The organism is Bradyrhizobium centrosematis, assembly GCF_045571495.1.
In the GTDB taxonomy this organism is placed as follows: domain Bacteria; phylum Pseudomonadota; class Alphaproteobacteria; order Rhizobiales; family Xanthobacteraceae; genus Bradyrhizobium; species Bradyrhizobium centrosematis.
The window spans coordinates 1,366,315-1,384,503 of record NZ_CP120703.1; the positions used below are offsets into that span (position 1 = coordinate 1,366,315).

16 protein-coding genes and 1 tRNA gene are annotated in these 18,189 nt (G+C 63.4%); 7 read left to right on the forward strand and 10 right to left on the reverse strand.

From position 1 onward, the window contains the following. Positions 1-143: 143 nt before the first annotated feature. Positions 144-2,117, forward strand: a complete 1,974-nt coding sequence (locus tag P6U31_RS06560; RefSeq protein ID WP_407187417.1) for a methyl-accepting chemotaxis protein — start codon at positions 144-146, stop codon at positions 2,115-2,117. Positions 2,118-2,215: 98 nt separating this feature from the next. On the opposite strand, the gene P6U31_RS06565 is transcribed toward P6U31_RS06560, so the two are convergent. Beyond that, positions 2,216-5,632, reverse strand: coding sequence for a PAS domain-containing sensor histidine kinase (locus P6U31_RS06565; RefSeq protein ID WP_407187418.1), 3,417 nt, complete (start codon positions 5,630-5,632; stop codon positions 2,216-2,218). Positions 5,633-6,346: 714 nt separating this feature from the next. Between P6U31_RS06565 and P6U31_RS06570 the strand changes: the two genes are divergently transcribed. Then, the gene (locus tag P6U31_RS06570) at positions 6,347-6,781 is read left to right on the forward strand and encodes a phasin (RefSeq protein ID WP_407187419.1); all 435 of its coding nucleotides are present in this window, start codon (positions 6,347-6,349) and stop codon (positions 6,779-6,781) included. A gap of 521 nt (positions 6,782-7,302) precedes the next feature. After that, a tRNA-His gene (locus tag P6U31_RS06575) sits at positions 7,303-7,379 on the forward strand. Positions 7,380-7,515: 136 nt separating this feature from the next. On the opposite strand, the gene P6U31_RS06580 is transcribed toward P6U31_RS06575, so the two are convergent. From P6U31_RS06580 to P6U31_RS06590, 3 genes are all read right to left on the reverse strand, one after another. Then, complete coding sequence (locus P6U31_RS06580; protein ID WP_407187420.1) at positions 7,516-8,304, reverse strand: HTH domain-containing protein; 789 nt, start codon at positions 8,302-8,304, stop codon at positions 7,516-7,518. Positions 8,305-8,424: 120 nt separating this feature from the next. Further along, entirely contained in the window at positions 8,425-9,255 is an 831-nt protein-coding gene (locus tag P6U31_RS06585; protein WP_407187421.1) for a hypothetical protein, read from the reverse strand. A gap of 124 nt (positions 9,256-9,379) precedes the next feature. Beyond that, entirely contained in the window at positions 9,380-9,772 is a 393-nt protein-coding gene (locus tag P6U31_RS06590; RefSeq protein WP_407187422.1) for a hypothetical protein, read from the reverse strand. Between the two features lie 613 nt (positions 9,773-10,385). Here P6U31_RS06590 and P6U31_RS06595 point away from each other — a divergent pair. Beyond that, positions 10,386-10,619 carry a hypothetical protein gene (locus tag P6U31_RS06595; protein WP_407187423.1) on the forward strand — a complete coding sequence of 78 codons (234 nt, stop codon included), beginning with the start codon at positions 10,386-10,388 and terminating at the stop codon, positions 10,617-10,619. A gap of 214 nt (positions 10,620-10,833) precedes the next feature. Further along, positions 10,834-11,130: a hypothetical protein gene (locus P6U31_RS06600; protein ID WP_407187424.1), complete on the forward strand. Its 297-nt coding sequence runs from the start codon at positions 10,834-10,836 to the stop codon at positions 11,128-11,130. Positions 11,131-11,303: 173 nt separating this feature from the next. Here the strand turns inward: P6U31_RS06600 and P6U31_RS06605 are convergent, their stop codons facing one another. From P6U31_RS06605 to P6U31_RS06620, 4 genes are all read right to left on the reverse strand, one after another. Further along, the gene (locus P6U31_RS06605) at positions 11,304-12,374 is read right to left on the reverse strand and encodes a hypothetical protein (protein WP_407187425.1); all 1,071 of its coding nucleotides are present in this window, start codon (positions 12,372-12,374) and stop codon (positions 11,304-11,306) included. Positions 12,375-12,609: 235 nt separating this feature from the next. Then, positions 12,610-13,554 (reverse strand): AEC family transporter, encoded by a 945-nt coding sequence (locus P6U31_RS06610; RefSeq protein ID WP_407187426.1) that lies wholly within the window; start codon positions 13,552-13,554, stop codon positions 12,610-12,612. A gap of 6 nt (positions 13,555-13,560) precedes the next feature. After that, positions 13,561-14,487, reverse strand: coding sequence for an HpcH/HpaI aldolase/citrate lyase family protein (locus P6U31_RS06615; RefSeq protein ID WP_407187427.1), 927 nt, complete (start codon positions 14,485-14,487; stop codon positions 13,561-13,563). Then, on the reverse strand, positions 14,487-15,653 hold the full coding sequence (locus P6U31_RS06620) for a CaiB/BaiF CoA transferase family protein (RefSeq protein WP_407187428.1): 1,167 nt from the start codon (positions 15,651-15,653) through the stop codon (positions 14,487-14,489). Before P6U31_RS06620 ends, P6U31_RS06615 begins: the two co-directional genes overlap by 1 nt. A gap of 481 nt (positions 15,654-16,134) precedes the next feature. On the opposite strand from P6U31_RS06620, the gene P6U31_RS06625 reads away from it, so the two are divergent. Both P6U31_RS06625 and P6U31_RS06630 read left to right on the forward strand, forming a co-directional pair. Continuing rightward, positions 16,135-16,476 carry a hypothetical protein gene (locus P6U31_RS06625; protein WP_407187429.1) on the forward strand — a complete coding sequence of 114 codons (342 nt, stop codon included), beginning with the start codon at positions 16,135-16,137 and terminating at the stop codon, positions 16,474-16,476. 355 nt (positions 16,477-16,831) lie between these two features. Continuing rightward, positions 16,832-17,509: a ParA family protein gene (locus P6U31_RS06630; RefSeq protein WP_025032179.1), complete on the forward strand. Its 678-nt coding sequence runs from the start codon at positions 16,832-16,834 to the stop codon at positions 17,507-17,509. 99 nt (positions 17,510-17,608) lie between these two features. Here the strand turns inward: P6U31_RS06630 and P6U31_RS06635 are convergent, their stop codons facing one another. Together P6U31_RS06635 and P6U31_RS06640 are read right to left on the reverse strand one after the other, a co-directional pair. Beyond that, the gene (locus tag P6U31_RS06635; protein WP_407187430.1) at positions 17,609-17,773 is read right to left on the reverse strand and encodes a hypothetical protein; all 165 of its coding nucleotides are present in this window, start codon (positions 17,771-17,773) and stop codon (positions 17,609-17,611) included. Positions 17,774-17,905: 132 nt separating this feature from the next. Next, entirely contained in the window at positions 17,906-18,052 is a 147-nt protein-coding gene (locus tag P6U31_RS06640) for a hypothetical protein (protein WP_407187431.1), read from the reverse strand. Positions 18,053-18,189: the final 137 nt, after the last annotated feature.

Consider the following 18,189-nt stretch of genomic DNA (forward strand, 5'->3'; position numbering starts at 1 on the left):
GAGGAACCCTACGCACCTCAGCGTGCATACACGCGAGCATTTGGGGCGAAATGCTCGTACTAGTACGTACTCGTAAATTAACGGAAGTTTTGACGCATCAGCGCTTCATCAACCGTATCTGTTCACCATCGAGTCTCCGTCAGATGCGGCTTCTTTCCCTTCGTCTCACCCACAAGATCACGGCCATCGGCGTGATCGGCGTCGTTGGCGTCGTCCTGATCGGCGGCATTCACCTCTATGGTGAGAAGGCGATGAGCGTCTATCGCAACGCCGCCGAGGAGGCGCGCACCGTCTTCGAGCTCAACAACAGGATCGCGGTCGAGCTGCTGGAGGCGCGCCGGGCCGAAAAGGATTTCCTTCTGCGCAGCGATCCGGCCAAGGCCCGGCAGCAGGCCGAGATCGGCCGCCAGGTGGCGCTCGACATCGAGATGCTTCGCGGCAAGATCGCGGCCTTCGGCAAGCCGGAGCTCGCCGCGATGATCGAGGCGATGAACGCATCCTTGAAGACCTATCAGGCGCGCTTTGCCGCGGTGGTCGAGGAGCGGCAGCGGCTCGGCCTCGACGAGAAGTCCGGCCTCGAAGGACGCCTGCGTGCCTCGGTCCACGGCATCGAGAGCCAGGTCGATCAGCTCCAGGACTCCTCGCTCAAGGTGATCATGCTGATGATGCGCCGGCACGAGAAGGATTTCATGCTGCGCCGCGACGCCAAATATGGCGAGGACATCAAGAAGCGCGCGGCTGAATTCTCAAGCAATCTCGGCGCAGCCGCCATTCCCGATGCCACTAAGGCCGAGCTCCGCCAGAAGCTCGCCGATTACCAGCGCGATTTCGCCGCCTGGATGGAGACTGCGCTGAAGCTCGCGGCCGAGCTGAAGGCGATGTCCGAAGCCTTCGCCTCGGTCGAGCCCGTCATCGCGCAGGTCTCGAAGGCGGTCGACCAGATCCGCATCGAGGCCGACCGGCTCAACGAGGCCGAGCGCGCCAACATCCAGTTCTGGATTGCGGTCGCGATCGCGCTGATTGCGACGAGCGTGCTTGGTCTCGGCATCTTCATCGGACGCTCGGTCTCGAAGCCGCTGACCGCGATGCGCGCGGCAATGATCGAGCTCGCCAACGGCAATTTCGCCATCGTGCTTCCCGGGCTCGGCCGTCCCGACGAGATTGGCGAGATCGCGCAAGCCGTCGAGAGGTTCAAGGTCAATGCCGAGCGGAAGGCGCAGCAGGAGGCGGAGGAGAAGATACGGCAGGACAAGCTCGCCGCCGAGCGCCGCCGCGCCGACATGATCCGCATGGCCGACGATTTCGAAGGCGCGGTCGGCGAGATCGTCGAGACCGTGTCGTCGGCCGCGAACGAGCTCGAAGCCTCCGCCACGTCGCTGACCACGACCGCGGGCCGGTCGACCGAGCTTGCCACGCTGGTCGAGGCGGCCTCGGAAGAGGCCGCGACCAACGTTCAGTCGGTCGCTTCGGCGGCGGAGGAGCTCTCGGCTTCCGTCAACGAGATCAGCCGCCAGGTGCAGGCCTCCGCGCGCATGGCCAGCGAGGCCGTCAGCCAGGCCGGGCAGACCAACGAGCGCGTCAGCGAATTGTCCAAGGCCGCCGCGCGCATCGGCGACGTGGTCGAGCTCATCAACGCCATCGCGGGCCAGACCAACCTGCTCGCGCTGAACGCCACCATCGAGGCGGCGCGCGCCGGCGATGCCGGCCGCGGCTTTGCCGTGGTCGCCTCGGAAGTGAAGGCGCTGGCCGAGCAGACCGCCAAGGCGACCGGCGACATCGGTCAGCAGATCTCGAGCATCCAGGCCGCGACGGCGGATTCCGTCGGCGCGATCAAGACCATCGGCGGCACCATCGAGCGCCTGTCCGAAATCTCCTCCACCATCGCGGCCGCGGTGGAAGAGCAGGGCGCGGCGACCGGCGAGATCTCGCGCAACGTCCAGAACGCCGCCGCCGGCACCACGCAGGTCAGCGCCAACATCGCCGCCGTGCGCCAGGGCGCGACAGAAACCGGCTCCGCCTCCTCGCAGGTGCTGTCCGCGGCACAGTCGCTGTCGAACGACAGCAACCGGCTGAAGATCGAGGTGAGCAAATTCCTGGAGACGGTGCGCGCGGCGTGACGGCGGAAGGGCGCCCGTGAGTTAGACTGATCGCGCCGCGGTTCAACCTCTCCCGCTTGCGGGAGAGGTTGGCACGGAGTGCCGGGTCCTGCAGCTACCTACGCCCCCGCCAGCGCCGGCGCGAACACCACTTCGATCAGCGTGCCGTGGCCTGCGCTCTTGATGTTGAAGCGGGCGTGGTTGGCCTCGACCAGGGCCTTGGTCAGCGACAGGTTGAGCGCCGAATTGTCGGCGGCGTCCCCCGGCGGCGGGGTGCGGAACGGCTCCATCGCGGCGGCGACCTCGCGCTCGGAAAGGCCGTGGCCGGTGTCGCGGATGCGCAGCGCGATCTCGCCGCGGTCGGTCGTGGCGGTGGAGACGATGACCTGGCCGCCGGCGCTCGCGAGCCGGATCGAGTTCGAGATCAGGTTCATGGTGATCTGCCGCATCGCGCGCGCGTCCACGCTCACCTGCGGCAGCGCATGCGCCAGCGAGGTGCGGATGATGATGCGCTCGCGATTGGCCTGCGGCTGCATCACCGTCACGCAGGCCTCGACCAGGTCGTTGAGGTTGAGCTTGGCGAAGTTGAGGTCGAGCTTGCCGGTCTCGATCCGCGACAGCTCCAGGAGGTCGTCGATGATGGCGATGACGCGCTCGCCGGAGGCGCGGATGTCCTTCATGTATTCGCCGTAGCGCTCGTTGCCGAGCGCGCCGAAACGTTCGGAGATCATCACCTCGGCAAAGCCGATGATGGCGTTGAGCGGCGTGCGGATCTCGTGGCTGATCCGCGCCAGCATGTCGGCCTTGGCATTGGCGGCATCGTGGACGAGGTGGCGCGCCTGCGTCAGCTCGCTCTCGCCCTTCTTGCTCTGCGAGAGGTCGCGGAACACGGCGAAGAAGTTGGGGCCGTCGGGCCGGGTGCGGCCCATGATCATCGCGAGCGGAATGACGCCTCCCTTGCTCTCGCGCCCCAGCACCTCGCGGCCGTGGTCGAGCAGGCTGGCGATGTCCTGGTTCTTGAGGCTTTCGAGATAGTCGACGACGACCTGCCGGCTCTCGGGCGCGAACAGCGTCAGCAGGTTCTGCTCGAGCAGCGCCGCTCCGTCATAGCCGAACAGCGCCTCGGCGCTGCGGTTGCAGGCGTGGATGTTGCCTTCGGCATCGAACATGACGATGCCCTCGGCCGTGGTGTCGAGGATCGCGGCGAGATCCTCCCCGTCGGCATCGCCGGCCTGGGACTCCAGCTCGGGCGCGAACGGAAAGGATTCCTCGACGATCGGCTCGGCAATTTCAGCCGCGACCGCGGCTACGGCCACGACAGATGCCTGCGGCAGCGCGCAGATCAGCGCATGCGCGCTCTCGCCGTCCCAGTCGATCGTGTGCAGATGCGCATCCGTCGTCGCCGGCGGCGCCTCGCCGTTCGCGAGCGTTGTGCTGATCGTCACCGGCGTGCCGCCTTGCGAGGTGCTGCTCGCCGAGGACACGCCCGGTTCGACATAGAGCGCATCCAGCCCGCCGGCATCCTCCAGCGCATGGATGCTGGCATAGCCCATGCGCGCCAGGAAGGCGGGGTTGGCGTAGAGCAGGCGATCGAGCCGGTAGATCAAGATGCCTGATGGCAACAGGTCGAGCAGCGCGCGGTCGCGCGCGCTGGCGCCGCGCGGCGGGGCTGCGGGCTCGGTCAGCCATTCGGCTTGCGGCGGCGCGGGCTCCGGCGCCGGCGGCTCGATGCCGAGCTCCGCCACAGGCTCGGAAGCGTCTGCCGCGATCACCTCGCGCTCGCGTTCGAGACGCTCGGACAATTGCCGGGCGAGCTCGTTGAACGCGCTGTTCTCGACCGGCGTCAGCGTCGGCGATCGCGGGTCGCCGGGCGGGCGGAACGGCACGACATTGGGTGGGGTTTCCACGGAAGTCTCCAAGGGCGTCTCCACGGACGTTTCCGGATCGGTTGGATGTGAAGGCGCGGCGCTGGTGGGGTCTGGCAGTTCGGGTGCGGCTGTCGGCTCAGGCTCAGGCTCGGCTGCAGGGGGCTCGATCGGCGGCGCCTCGGCGAGCGGCTCGGGCTCTGCTGCCGCCCTCGGCTCCGTCTCGGGATTGGCCTCGTCAACGGACAATTCCTCCGCGGCCGGCGGCTCCGCGACCAGCGCGAAGCGGCGGAGCGCATCGAGCCGGTTGAGGGCGTCGAGATCGCGGCAGACGCCAAAGCCCTTGAAGCCGGCAAAATTGCGCGACTGGTCGTAGACCGGCAGGCCGGCGAGCTCGACCGGCAGCGGCGCGCCGCCGTCGGTCGGCCAGTTCACGGTGATCCCGGCCCAGGTGTCGCGGCTTGCGAGCGCCTGCGCGACGCGGCCGTCGGGATCGAGCGCGAACGTTTCCGCGATCTCGCGCCAAGGGCGGCCGAAGCTTGCCGCCGTGCGCGCGCCGATCAAGTCGATGAAGTCGTCCGAGAGGAGCGCAAAGCGTCCCTCTGCATCCGTCTGCCAGAGGAAGCGCAGCGGATGCTGGCGCGGTGCGGGGGCCTGTTGGCCCGACGGCGGTTGGCGCGACGACTCCTGCGACGGCGGCTCGACCATGCCGGCAGTAATCGGCGCCGCCTGCGGCGACACAATGGCTTCCGCCGGGTTTTCAACCGGAGTTTCCGCCGCCGCTTCCGCGGCCGGCTCGGCCAGCTCCTGCGCGCGATCTCGACCGGTCTCCGCGTCCGCGTCCTGAGCGGCCGCGTCTTGCTGCGGCTCGGGTGTGCTCGTCTCGCTGGTCGTGGGCGCCTCGACCGGCTCGGCGAAGGCGTCGAACATCGCGATGCCTGTAGGCGCGTCGTTGGGCGGCGGCTCGCTTGGCATTGCCGCGGGGGCAGGGGCGGGCTTGGCCGGTCTGGCACGCCCAGCTGCAGCCGGCTCGATCAGCGCGACCAGGCCGATATCGGCCCCGCGGCCGACCCGTTGCAGCACCATCTGGCCGATCCCGATCGGCGTCTCGGCACGGCCCTCGCGCAGCGCATCGCTGCGGGCGCGGTCGAGGCCGGCCTCGAACAGATCGCGAAAGCCGAGCAGGGCGCGGGCGGCGTCGCTGGCGCCGACGAACAGGCCGTCCGGCGCGAACGCCGCCATCGGCATCTTGGCGCCTTCGACCAGGCGATGCAGCCGCTCGATCAGCGGCATGCCGCGCAGCGACGGGTCCATCGCGGTGACCAGCACGGCATGTCCGCCATCGGCGAAGTCGAGCCTTGCGCAGGCGCAGGTCATCAGCGTGCCGAGCCGGGCGCCGAAGCCGCGCAGCCGCTGGAGCCGCACGCTGCCGTTCGCCGGCAGCTGGCGGGCGAGCCGGGCCACCTGGCGGCGATGCGGATCCGCCGGGCCGAACACCTTGTCCGCGAGCGCTGCGCTATGCGCCGCGCCGAACAATCTTGCGCCGACCGGATTGGCCCACAGCACGCGCGCGCCGTCGATCGACCACAGCCAGGTGGGCAGCTGCGAGGTCGCATGCACGGCCAGCCGGGGATCGCCCACGCCTCGCAACTGGAAATCCGAACTCGTCATCCGACCGGCTTTAGTCTCACGCTTTGACGCCTGAGGCTGCCCGGAATGGCAGCCTTAAGAAAAGGTTAGTATTGCCCGCGTCTTCGCGCAGGTCCACGGCTCCGGCCCATCGGGCGCGCCCCTAAGCCGCGATAACCTTAATCCGGCCACCCCCGCAAGCCGCAGCCCGGCCGCATCCAAGGGATTCGAAGGCAGGAGGCTCATCGCCGGCCTATGGAGGCGACACGCGCGTCGGAAAAAAGGTGCGTTCCCTCCCGTCGGCGGGCCCTCAGGATGAGGACCGAGTGCGTTCGCTGGTCGACGGGGGCCGACGCCGCTTAGCCTCATCTTGAGGAGACCGCTGAAAGCGGTCGTCTCGAAGGACGAGGCGCGCACTCAGCTCGTGCAAAGAGCCACATGCGATTCCCCGCCCAAAACGGGGGAGGGAGCGGAAAGAGCGGCGCTTGCAGCCAAATTCGTCGCCATCCCCACTCAACCAACGGTTCCACCATACCGGAACCTCACTCCCACCGAGATTAAATTTCGCAACGCACCCGTCTGGCGCGTTGCGATGCACAATGTTGACATGATAGGCAGCCATAAAGCTGGGCGCTGGGCGAGCCATCTCGTTGTATCGCGTTTCCAGTCTTCGCACCGCTAATTCAGGCCCGGGTCGGGGGCCGGCGGGCGCGCCAGAAGGCTCACTGCATTTTTTCATTATCGTGAGGGACGACCATGACAGGTGCGACTGATCCGTTTTCTGCCTCGATCATTCCGTTCGAGGTTCCCGAGCAGATGCGTGCGTTCGCCGAGAAGGGCGTGTCGCAGGCCCGCGAAAGCTACGCCAAGTTCAAGGACGCGGCCGAGACCCACAACGGCACCGTCGAGGCCGTGTTCACCTGCGCCTCCAAGGGCGCGAGCGAGTACACCGCCAAGCTGGTCGAGTTCATGAAGGCCAACTCCAACGCCCAGCTGGACTTCGCCCAGCAGCTGTTCGGCGCCAAGTCGCCGTCGGAAGCGCTGGAGCTGTGGACCGGCCACACCCGCAAGCAGTTCGAGACCTTCCAGGCCCAGGCCAAGGAGCTGGTCGAGCTCAGCCAGCGCGTCGCCGCCGAGACCGCCGAGCCGATCAAGGCCAGCGCCTCGAAGTACTACCCGTCCGCCGCCTGAAGCGGTGGGGCAGGTTTGAATGCGAGAAACCCGGGCCGAACGGCTCGGGTTTTTTCGTCGCCTCTCCCGCTAGGGTGTTCTCGCAGCCGAGAAGGTCGCCATGCCCGGGCTTGTCCCGGGCATCCACGTTCGTACGGCGAGCGAAGGCGTGGATCGCCGGGACAAGCCCGGCCATGACGATGTGGAAGCTTCGGCGCCCAGGACTCGGACCACCTCTCCCATAGGGAGAGGTCGGATCGCGTCGAGACGCGATCCGGGTGAGGGGCTCAGGTCTCACTGCCCGCCGCGCCCCCTCACCCGGATTGCCCAGGCGCGCATTTGCGCGCCCGCGCAATCCGACCTCTCCCCGCTGGGGAGAGGTGAACACGCCCAGCCGATCGACCGCTTTCTCACGCTGTCGAAAGGCAAATATCGGGTTTTGCGGCCTTGCCAAACCCGGCCGTTGCACCTAGTTTCCGCCCCGTCCAGCCCCCCTCGGCAACAGGCCTTTTCAGGCAGCCCAAGGCGCGGCTCGCAAGGATGCAGTTGTAGCTCAGTTGGTTAGAGCGCCTGTCTGTGGAACAGGAGGTCGGTGGTTCGAGCCCACCCAACTGTACCAGCGGGATCAGGTAAGTAGTCAAGATCGCCCAAATCGAGAACTAGCCGTGGCTCCCGCTCAGCTAGCGCTGTCCTTGTCAGACGCGTTGAAGCGGCTTGAGATGAACTTTCAGCCTCGCTTCGCAAACATCGATTGATTAGATCGTTACTCCGAGTTGAGCTGCTAACCCTGCAAGAAGAGCCTGCCGACGACCCTGCTCGATAGCTGGGTCTTCGACCTGCAAGAATTCGATCGCATTGAAGTCGTCGCCACGACGCCTATTCTGACGTGGCTCAAGGCCTTCTATTAAGACCGCCTCAAGGGTAGAAACAACGGTATCAATTCCAATCTGAGATAGATCTACGCTGGTGCGAAGATTTCCGTTGCTCTCAACTGGGTAGATTCCAAACCAAGAGAATCTATCCCAGCGTCCATTGAGTCTGTCGACTGTGTGCTGCTGCAATCGCTTGCCGATCGGCTGATCGATAGCTCGCCCCACGTAGACCACGCCTTGATTATCGTGCAGGAAATACACGCCAATCTGCTTTGAGAAGTCGACGGGATTGGAGTCCTGCTGTTGCTTTCCGAGCAAGACAGGCTCTGCTTTCTTCCACATCACATTTGACCGTAACCAGAACATTCCGAGCGCATTGATGATTCCAAAACGAGTGGAGGCGGAACTCTCCTCAGACTCTTCCGGCGTAGGAGTCGCTATTGGCGCGCTCCGCAGTGCGTAGTAGCCAGGCGATACCCGTACGAATGGGGAGTTATCACCTTCCTGGCGGAATGAATTCCCGATGGTAGTAGCGATAGTATTGGCGGGAGTTGCGCCAAGCTCGCCTGGCTCTCTCAAACCTCGGCGCGCAACTTCTTCAGCAATATCGGTGTAGTGCATCGGCTCGCTGGCACCTTGTAATACTGTCAAAACGGCCTGCTTCCATTCCATCTCCAGCCTCCCTCGCCCCGAATTGCGGTGCTATCTCTGCACAGCGCGCAATCTGAAGTTCTGATCAGGGTACGACAAACGTGGTCGCTAAGACCGCTCTCATTGGAGTATTCCCCACGCCTAGGTACCTACCGGTGTAATAAACTTCAGCAGAGCTTCGTCATTGATATTGATCGGCGCGCTGATATCGTCGGTGAGTTCAAATACGATCCTTCGCTCCCTCTCATCCGCATAAGCAAGCGGCTTGGAAAAGAGGCTGGGCAAGAACGCATAGTCGTGAAATATATCGAAGTAGTTCTCGTTCAGTTTCCGCAATGCCGCCGCATCCAGGTCGCCTTTACCGACGGTTTGAAAATAGCGGGTAATCTCCAAATCTTCAGCAACAAAGTGCTTGAGGTCTGTGTAGCGAACGTCGAAGACTCTCGTCCGAAACGCCTTGGTACGCTCGGAAATGAAGGCGATGAAGTCAGGCAAAGGATCTATCTTGATTCGTCGCTCGCCGAAACGGGATCGCATGAGCTCGTGATCAGGGCCTTCCATCTGAGCGGTGCCACAAAAAACTGCGCAGTTATCTCCAATCATCATATCAACGTTGAATGTGAAATCGTCGGCGAGCAAATGGAACGTCGAGGCACCCTCGCGACGATCGCGAATGTTCATATTTGGAGTTGTGCGATAATAGCTCGCTGTCCCAAGTTGGATGGACCCTTTGCTGATGTATCGTTGCCATGTGTCATCCGACACGTACTTGTAAAGCGGTTCAGTCGAGCGATCAGAGAAATCTGACAGCGTCAAAGCGGGTGCAATTTGGAATGTCTCCTGCTCTGCCTCGGAGGACCGCCTGGCCATAAGCTCAGCATAGGAGGCAAGCTGAGCATCAGTTAGGCGGGTACTGAAGGCGGAAATGCCGCCGATCAGAACGGACCGCGTATCTCTGACCAACCGCATCATTTGCGTCGGCTCGTCGTATAGTTCTTGAAATACCCGAGGCATAGCGATGATTCCAATGCACTTTGTTGCAATCCGACGCCAGAGCAATTTGACGGCGCGGCACCGTCAAAACGTCATCATAGCCTTATGTCTGCATTTCAATATCGACAACTCTAGTTCCCATGGAGCCGTCAAAGCGAATTTGCACGCTGCGAGCCGTCGGATTTCTCAGTTCGTGACGTAGGCTCGGTCCTTCGAAAAAAATGCGAGCGCGCGGTGTTGCAGACGAAAGCGGCTTGTTGAATACGATTACCAGAATTGTCCATTTTGTGCGTCTTGGATCTGACGCATCCGTGCCGTCATCTGCGAACTGAAAGGAATAATGGGTGAAGACGTTCTCTTGAGAAAGTACCTCAGGGTCAGGCCGATCAGCGGTGTAATGCAAACGGAGACGTGTCGTCGGATTGACCAGAACAAAGCGATCTGCCAAATCAATCACATAGGCAATTAATCCGCCTGCAAAGGCGATCACCAGCATGATTTTGTATTTTTGCTGGATGTCGCCACGCCAGTGTCCAGATCAGATAAAAGATGGCTGGCACGATCAGCAGAGGAAAAGAAACCACGCTTGCAATATCGGCTACGTGGCCAATGAATTTGAGAAACTGCATGGCAAGCTCTAGCGGTAGAATCACCAATTATCGGGCAGCGTGCATTATTCTATCTTTAACCTTCTGCGGGCGGAAGAAGCCAACACTTGGGCCGCCAGATCCGTCGGAGTGTAGGGATTTCGGTGACAGTGCACAAACTTCGCTATCGTGCGGGTCGCTGCATCGCGAGGCTGGTCCCCGACAATTTCGTGCAATGTCGCCGTAACAGAGAGTACGTCAGGGCGAGCAGCAGTCGCATACACATGAGAATGCCGGCGGAGATGCACGAAATTCCAAGACCCTCGGTGACACCAATCGGTGCACTGTCGCCATCATTGCTCAAGCCGGGACGATGACGGTGAGAACGCGATACAACGCGCCACAAGTTCGAATGCGGAACGACCTGAATATCCGTTCAAGAAAGTTTCGCGACGGAAGTCGGAACGTCGTCATGAGCGATTTGTTTTTTCGCCGAGGGGTAACTGACACTGGAGAGGGAACATGAAGAAACTGTCTTACGTTCTCGCCGCGTTAGCGACCGTTGCGGTTGCGGTGCCGACCATCGCGAGCGCAGAAGAGTTTGGAGTCCGCATCGGAAGCGATCACGGCTACTACCATTATGGACCGCGTGCGGAATTCTATGGGCATGACCGCGGCTGGCATCGTGGCTGGTATGATCGCGACGCCGATCGGACGGTCGTGATCAGGCGACACCATCACTACGATTGGGACTAACCGGAAGAGGGCTCCCGAAGGGGAGCCCTCTTTTTGTCAGCTGCGGCCTCGTCCATTCAACCGGTGTTCCTCCTGAACAGATCAAGGAACTGAGCGGCAGCGTTCCCCGAAACATTGAAACCTTCGTAGGCTCGCGCAAACGCGAGCGGTGCAGGCGGAACGACCCTCGGCGGCAGGTATTGATCGAGTGTTCATCGCAACGATGGAGGAGACGATGACACACTTGAAACGACTGAGCGTGGCTGCCGCGATGGCCGCGATCTTGCCGCTCGCCGCATCAAGCCCGAGTCTCGCCGCGGGCCGTGGACCCGGCTGGTGCACGCCCAGCAGCGAAAGCGCCGTTGGAGCCGCGGGCCCTGCCATGAACGGCGGCCAACTGGCAGCCGGCGTCGGCCAGTGCCGCCGCCTTGGAAGCTATCACCAGACCTACAGCTACCGGACCCCAGGCTATGCGTATCGCTACGCCGAGCCGGGCTGGGGAGCACCGGCCTATGAGCCGGATTACTGGTAACTAGAACGTAGCGCTCTTGCGCAGAGCGGCGCGGCCGGTCTCGGTCGCGCCGCAGGCGTTTGGATAGGCCATGCGCAAGCGGCGCGCGAATCACCAGAATGCTGAGCGTCTCGCCCTTCGAAGCTCAAAGCCACAGCTCCGTCGGGGAGAGCAGTCTGCCAGCGGCCGCCCCATCACGGCGTCGGGGCGACCACATCCTTGAAGTCAGACAAAGCGCGAATGGCTGCCGTTCTGTTCAGCACAAATCGCTTCACTTCCTCCTGCTGGCTCGGGCTCAAGTCCGTCCATTTGTGTTTTTCAGTGGGGAAGCTGATCAGAAGGCCTTCGCTGCGGTGCTGTGCGACCTGGACAGGAACAATGTCGTCAGGGGTGTCGACGAGATACTGGTCCGACGGATGGTTTTCGGCGGTGAGTTTTCCGGCCTGCACCTGATCGGATACTTCGGGAATACCCAGCGAGAAACCGAGCGCCGTCAGATCGAACACCAATGAGCCGGGATGAGTATCGACGTTGACGAACTGGAGGAAGCTGGTTTGCGACTTGGTCACGCCGGTCTTGAGATGAGCGTGAACGAGCCGCACGAGCTGGCCTTCCGATCCGTTGATCCAGTCTTCGAAGTCCATGAGCGGTGTCGTGAACACCACCGGCTTGCCCACTTGCGCATCCCGCAACTGTTTGGGATCTATCTTGTCGAAGCTGACCGGCGAGACCTTGGGCACCTTCTTGAACATGCCGGCTCCGATGGTCAGATCGCCGCCGAAAATCGGCCCAAAGAGCGACAGTTCGCGCCCCGTATTCAAGTTCTTGATCTTCACGCGCAGCAAGCTCGATTTGACGCCGATACCTGAGGCACCAAAGAGCGCCGCGATTTTCATCTCCCAGAAAGTACTCGGCGCATAAACCAGCCGGGGCGGACGATGCACCTTCTTGTAACCGCCCGTGCCTGTCCAAACCAGGTCGACCATGAGCACGACACTGCGATCGACGGCGGCGTTATCTTCGCCGGCCGTCGGAAACGGTTCCGAGCTCCCGACTGCCTTCTGGTCAAGGGCGATGGGCAATCCCGGCAGCTGCATTTTGACGATGGGATCGACCTGGTCGAAGATCGTTTTCGCCCTGAATTCCGACAGGCGTTGATTCAGTGCGGAAGCGGCCGCCTTCGTGCGGGCACTTCGCCAGCGCCGGCTGGCGTGACCGACGCATGTGATGCGGACCGAAAGCGTCCCATCCTTGGGAATGCCCATGGAACTGCTCCTACAATGCAGAACTCCTCTTGGTCAGTCGATCGTTTGGACGGGTTCAATGCGCCGAAATGGATTTCTCGCGAGTCTGCGTCACGGTTCCACGCGGATGGCACGTGCCTTGGACTGCGACGACAAGATGTCGCCACGAACTCTGATGTGCGGATTGTGTTTGATGCCGAGCAGCTGGATGATTTCGAAGAAGGCTTCGTCCAGACGGCGAGTTATCACGCGGAGCCTATCTCAATCCCTTGACCACCCACACAACCACCGGCAACGTTACCGCGGCCAGCAGCGTGCCCAGTGCCACCGCGCCCGACACCGGGTTCACCAGCCGCTGATACTGCACCGCGAAGATGTACGCATTCGCGCCGGTCGGCATTGCCGCGAACAGCACGATGACGCCGGCAGCTAACGGCGGCAGGCCCAGCAGCTTGGCCAGCACGAATGCGGCCGCCGGCATCGCCGCCAGCTTCAGCGCGCACATCACCAGAATGCTCAGCTTCTCGCCCTTCACTTCGAAGCGGAACAGATTGATGCCGAGCGCGATCAGCGCTGTCGGCGAGCCCGCCTGCGCCAGCAGCCCGATCGTCTTGTCGACGACCGGATTGAGGCCGAGGCCCGTGAAACGCCAGACCACGCCAAAGCCGATCGCCAGCATCAGCGGATTGCGGGCGAGGTCGGCGAGCACGGGCCGGATCACCGACAGTGCCGAGCCGGTGCGCTTGCGGCTGACCAGCTCCATTTGCAGAATGCCGCAGAGCCAGAGCAGCGGTGTGTTCACCGACAGGATCAGCGCCATCGGCCCTGCGGCCTCGTTGCCGAGTGCGGAGAGCACGAGAGGAATGCCGAGCATCACGATGTTGCCGTAGACCGAGCCGATCGCGAACACGACGCCGTCCTCGCGGTCCTCGCGACGCGCGCGCAAGAGCGCCGAGATCACGAGCGCCGCGATCCAGATCAGCGCCAGCGCGCCGTAATAGGCGCCCCACATCCGGTAGGGGCTGACATCGGGAAATTCCGAGACGACGATGGTGCGGAATAAGAGCGCAGGGATCGCGATGCTGAACGCGAATTCGCTGATGCCCTTATGCGCGCTCTCCGAAACGAAGCGAAACAGCACCGCGGCATAGCCGGCCGCGATCAGCGCAAACACCGGCGCGACGATCAAGAGCGTGGCCATGCGCCGCTACGATCCCAGGGCGATGATCCGGCGCGCCATGCGGACATTGGCATAGTCGATCATCTTGCCGTCCAGCGTCACCGCGCCCTGGCCCTGCGCCTCGGCCTGCTCCATGGCCTCGACGATCCGCCGCGCCTGGGCCAGCTCCTGCTCCGACGGCATGAAGGCGCGCAGCGTCGGCGCGATCTGGTCGGGGTGGATCACCTGCTTGCCGTCAAAGCCCATCGCCGCGGCCTTCTGCGCGCTGCTTTCGGTTAACTTGGCATCGCGGAACGCGCCGCAGGGGCCGTCGATCGCGATGAGGCCGCACGCGCGGGCGGCCAACAGAACGCGCATCATGGGATAGGCGAACAGGTCGAGCGGGGCAGCGGCGTAGCCGCTCTGCGCCGATCCGACGTGGCGATAGCCATCCGGCGACACGCCGATGTCGGAGGAGCGGGCGCCGATCGATGCTGCGAAGTCGCCGACGCCGAGATGCAGCGCGGCGACGCTGGCGTGACATGCGGCGAGCGCATCGACATTGACGAGGCCGAGCGCGGTCTCGATCAGCAGTTCCAGCGCCACCGGCGCGGCGCGATCCGGCGCGGCGGCGCGCAAGCGATCGGCAATCGCAACGATGTCGCCGGCGCGCTCCGCCTTGGGCACGATCAAGGCATCGAGCCGCGGCAGCGCCGCCAGCGCGCGGATCTCCTCAGCGATAGACGGGCTGCCAGTGGCGTTGATCCTGACCGTGACGCGCTTGTTGCCCCAGTCGAGCGAGGCGAGGGCGCGGACGGCTTCCTCCAGCGCAAGGCTCTTCTCCGACGGCGGCACCGCGTCCTCGAGATCCATGAACACCGCATCCGCCGCCGAGCTCGCTGCCTTGGCGACGAGACGGGCGCGATGCGCGGGGACGGCGAGGTAGGCCCGCGTTGGACGCAGCGACACCATCATCACGCCTCCTTCGCAAGACCGAGTTCGCCGAGGATGGCCTCGTTGTGCTGGCCGACAGCCGGCACCGCATCCATCCGCGGGGTCAGGCCGGGAATGGTCAGCGCGGGCAGGAAGCTCATCAGCGGGCCGCAGGGCGAGTCGACGCTTTGCACCCGGCCGCGCGCGTGGAGCTGCTCATGCTCCAGGAACGCCTCGACCGAATTCAGATGCGCATTGGCAATCGAGGCTTCATCCAGCAACCGCAACACCTCCTCACTGGTCATCGATGCAAAGCGCTGCTCGATATGCGATTGCAGCTCGTCGCGGTTCTGCATGCGCAGCGGATTGGTGCTGAAGTTCGGATGGTCGGCGAAGCCGGCATCGCCGAGCACGATGCGGCACAGCGATCGCCATTCCCGATCGTTCTGGATGCCGAAGAAGACGGTCGTGCCGTCGCCGACCCGGAACGGGCCGTAGGGTGCGATCGTCGCGTGCCTGGCGCCGGTGCGCGGCAGCGGCCGGCCGGTGCTGTTGGTGTAGAAGGCGGGATAGCTCATCCAGTCCGTGATGGAATCGAACAGCGAGGCCTGGAAGGCCGTACCCTTGCCGGTCCGCTCGCGGCGATACAGCGCCATCAGGACGCCGTTGAGGATGTACATGCCCGTGGCGATATCGACCACCGACAGCCCGACCTTGGCCGGCTCCGCCTCGGTGCCGTTGATGGCGAGCACGCCGGCCTCGCACTGCACCAAGAGATCATAGGCCTTCTTGTCGCTATAGGGGCCGCCCGTGCCATAGCCCGAGACGTCGCAGGCGATGATGCGCGGATGTTTTTGGAGGAGCGATGCGGCATCGAGGCCGAGCCGCTCCGCCGCGCCCGGCGCGAGATTCTGGATGAACACATCGGCCTGCGGCAGCAGGGCGTCGAGCACCTTGCGGCCGTCCTCGCTCTTGATGTCGATGGCGAGGCTCTCCTTGGAGCGATTGGTCCAGACGAACTGGCTCGACATGCCGTTCATCACGTGGTCGTAGTCCCGGCAGAAATCGCCAGCGCCCGGCCGCTCGATCTTGATCACCCGCGCGCCCCAATCCGCAAGGTGCCGGCTCGCCAGCGGCGCCGCGATCGCCTGCTCCAGCGAGACCACCGTCACGCCCGAAAGCGGCAGCTCCGCCTCATTTCCCGTCATGCGACTATCCTCCTCGTGTGCGCTTTGTCGACCCAGCGCAGGAGACAGGTCGCCACCCCACGCGCATCTTCTTGATGCTGACATGATGCCCCTGATTTGCCCGACGAGTCAAACCGGGTTTCGCCAAATCCTAAGAGATGAAATGTGCTGGGATTACCGTGGCTTGGCTACTGTGCATGGGGTTGTTTTCGCAGTTTTTGTTTGAGGGGATGCCCCGCGCCCTCATGTGTCGTCATGCCCGGGCTCGTCCCGGGCATCCACGTTCTCTCTGCCGCGTGGCAAGGCGTGGATGGCCGGGACAAGCCCGGCCATGACGTCGTGGACAGTTCGGCGAGCCAAGCGGGTTTCCGGATGATTGCGGGTGAAGCTTGATCGCCCTGTTGCCGAGACCGCACAGGTTGCGGCTTTCGCGTCTCCCCTCGTTGCCAACGAACCGCCGTTCACCCACTATCCGCTGCGACTCGACATGTGGGGGGAATAGATGCCGGCGCTTCGCTTCAAGACATCCTTGGCTGCTGCCACCCTCGGGATCGCCCTGGCCGTTCTGGTCCTGCCCGGTGCCGGCTTCGCCTACACCCAGGAAGAGCAGCAGGCCTGCACGCCGGATGCGATGCGGCTGTGCAGCGAGTTCGTTCCGAACGTCGATGCCATCACTGCCTGCATGATCAAGAAGAAGGCGCAGCTCTCGCCGCAATGTGCGGTGTTCTTCCGCCGCGGACCCGAGCCCGGAGAGGCTCGCGCCGGCAGGCCGACCAACATCGCGCCCAAGAAGACCTCAACGACCGCGAAGAAGAGCAAGAAGAAGAAGACCAGCGACGGCTGAGCGGGCCAGGGCCGCGTTCCTGTTTCGAAACCTCGTAAGGTGACGGACTCCTTTTGTTCGCGCCGATGGCGCGGGCCTTTGCGATCATGCCGCGCAAGGCGAGACGGAAAAGAGTCGGGCGCCGGTTTGCGCGGCGAAGTTGCATTCCGCTTTATCCCGACGGACTGCTCAAAAAACGCACACAAGCCTGTGTTTTCCGACAGTTCGTGTCGCACCTCACACATCGCAGTGTGACTCAAAAGCCAACACGCCTTGTTATTTCGTGGCCCTAACGCAACCCCCGATAAATTTTTCTTTCACGAATCAGCGCGGTGATTCATTTTCGCGGCCTGGGGTCAATCTGGAGGCCGAAGGTATGAACGTTATTGTTTTTGCATCGCGTAAAGGCGGCTCGGGCAAGAGTACCCTCGCTGCACATCTCGCCGCGCAGATCAAGGCGAGCAAGCAGGTCATGCTCGTGGATGCGGACCCGCAGGGCTCGCTCACGCTGTGGCACAAGCTGCGTGGCACCAACGAGCCGCCGATCAAGGCGGCTGTGAACTCCGTCAGCGGCATCGTCTCCGCTGCCAAGCGCGATGGTTATGAATGGGTGTTGATCGACACGCCGCCGAACCTCTCGGCCGTCGTCGACGACGCGATCAAGAACGCCACCATGGTGGTGATCCCCGCCCGTCCCGGCGTGTTCGACGTCAACGCGGTGCAGGAGACCATCCAGATGTGCCGCGCCGCGCGCAAGCCCTACGCCGTCGTGCTCAACGGTGCGCCGGCCAAGCGCGACGAAGCGGAAAGCCCGATCGTCACCATCGCCCGCGAAGCCCTGGCGAAATTCCGTGCGCCGGTGTGGGGCGGCCAGATCACCAACCGTTCGGATTTGCTGATGGCGCTGAGCCATGGCGAAGGCGCGCGGGAGTACCAGGCCGAGAGCCGCGCGGCTCAGGAAATTGCAAGGCTGTGGGCGGCGATCGAGCGTTCAGTGAAGGCCATCCGCGGCACGGCGTCGGCATCCGGCGCAATGCACAAGCAGGCAGCATAATTTTTTATTGATCATTCCCCGGACGACAAACGCGCGGATGTCCGCGCGTTTTGCGTTTTCGGGTCTCGCTCGTCATGCCAGGTCGGAATGACGAGAAGGCTACGCCACCATCAGCAGATAGAACAGGATGACCGGCGACAGCGTCAGGATCACCGACCAGATGCCGGCGGCCCAGAGAATGTCCTCGGTGGTAAAGGCCTGCTCGGTGGACAGCGTGTCCTGTCCGGCGCCGTAATGCGGCGCCAACTCATTATGACTATTCACAAACGCCCCCGCGATTTCTTCGCTTATGGGCGTGGACGATATCCGGGATGTTTTAAGATTCCGGCTTGCGCCGCCGCTCGTATTTTGAACGCATTTGTGACGGCCGTTTAACCATCCGCGTAGGGGACGCCGTCAAGCGAGCCAGATCCGAAACAGCAGCACCGGCACCAGGCCGAGCATCAACGCCCAGAATCCGAACGACGAGACGACGAGAATTCCCTGCAAAAGATCGGCCGGCGCGAATTGCCGCGCGGCTGTAGGCCGGGTGCGATGCCCCATGGTCATTCCCCCTCTGGAAGCTCTTGGGAGGGCAACGATAGGCACCGGAGCGTAAACGAGACGTGGATGCCGAATGCGGCAAGCGCGAAGGGCGTTGGTGCGCGGTTAACCACGGGCGCACGCCCCGTCGCTGCCAC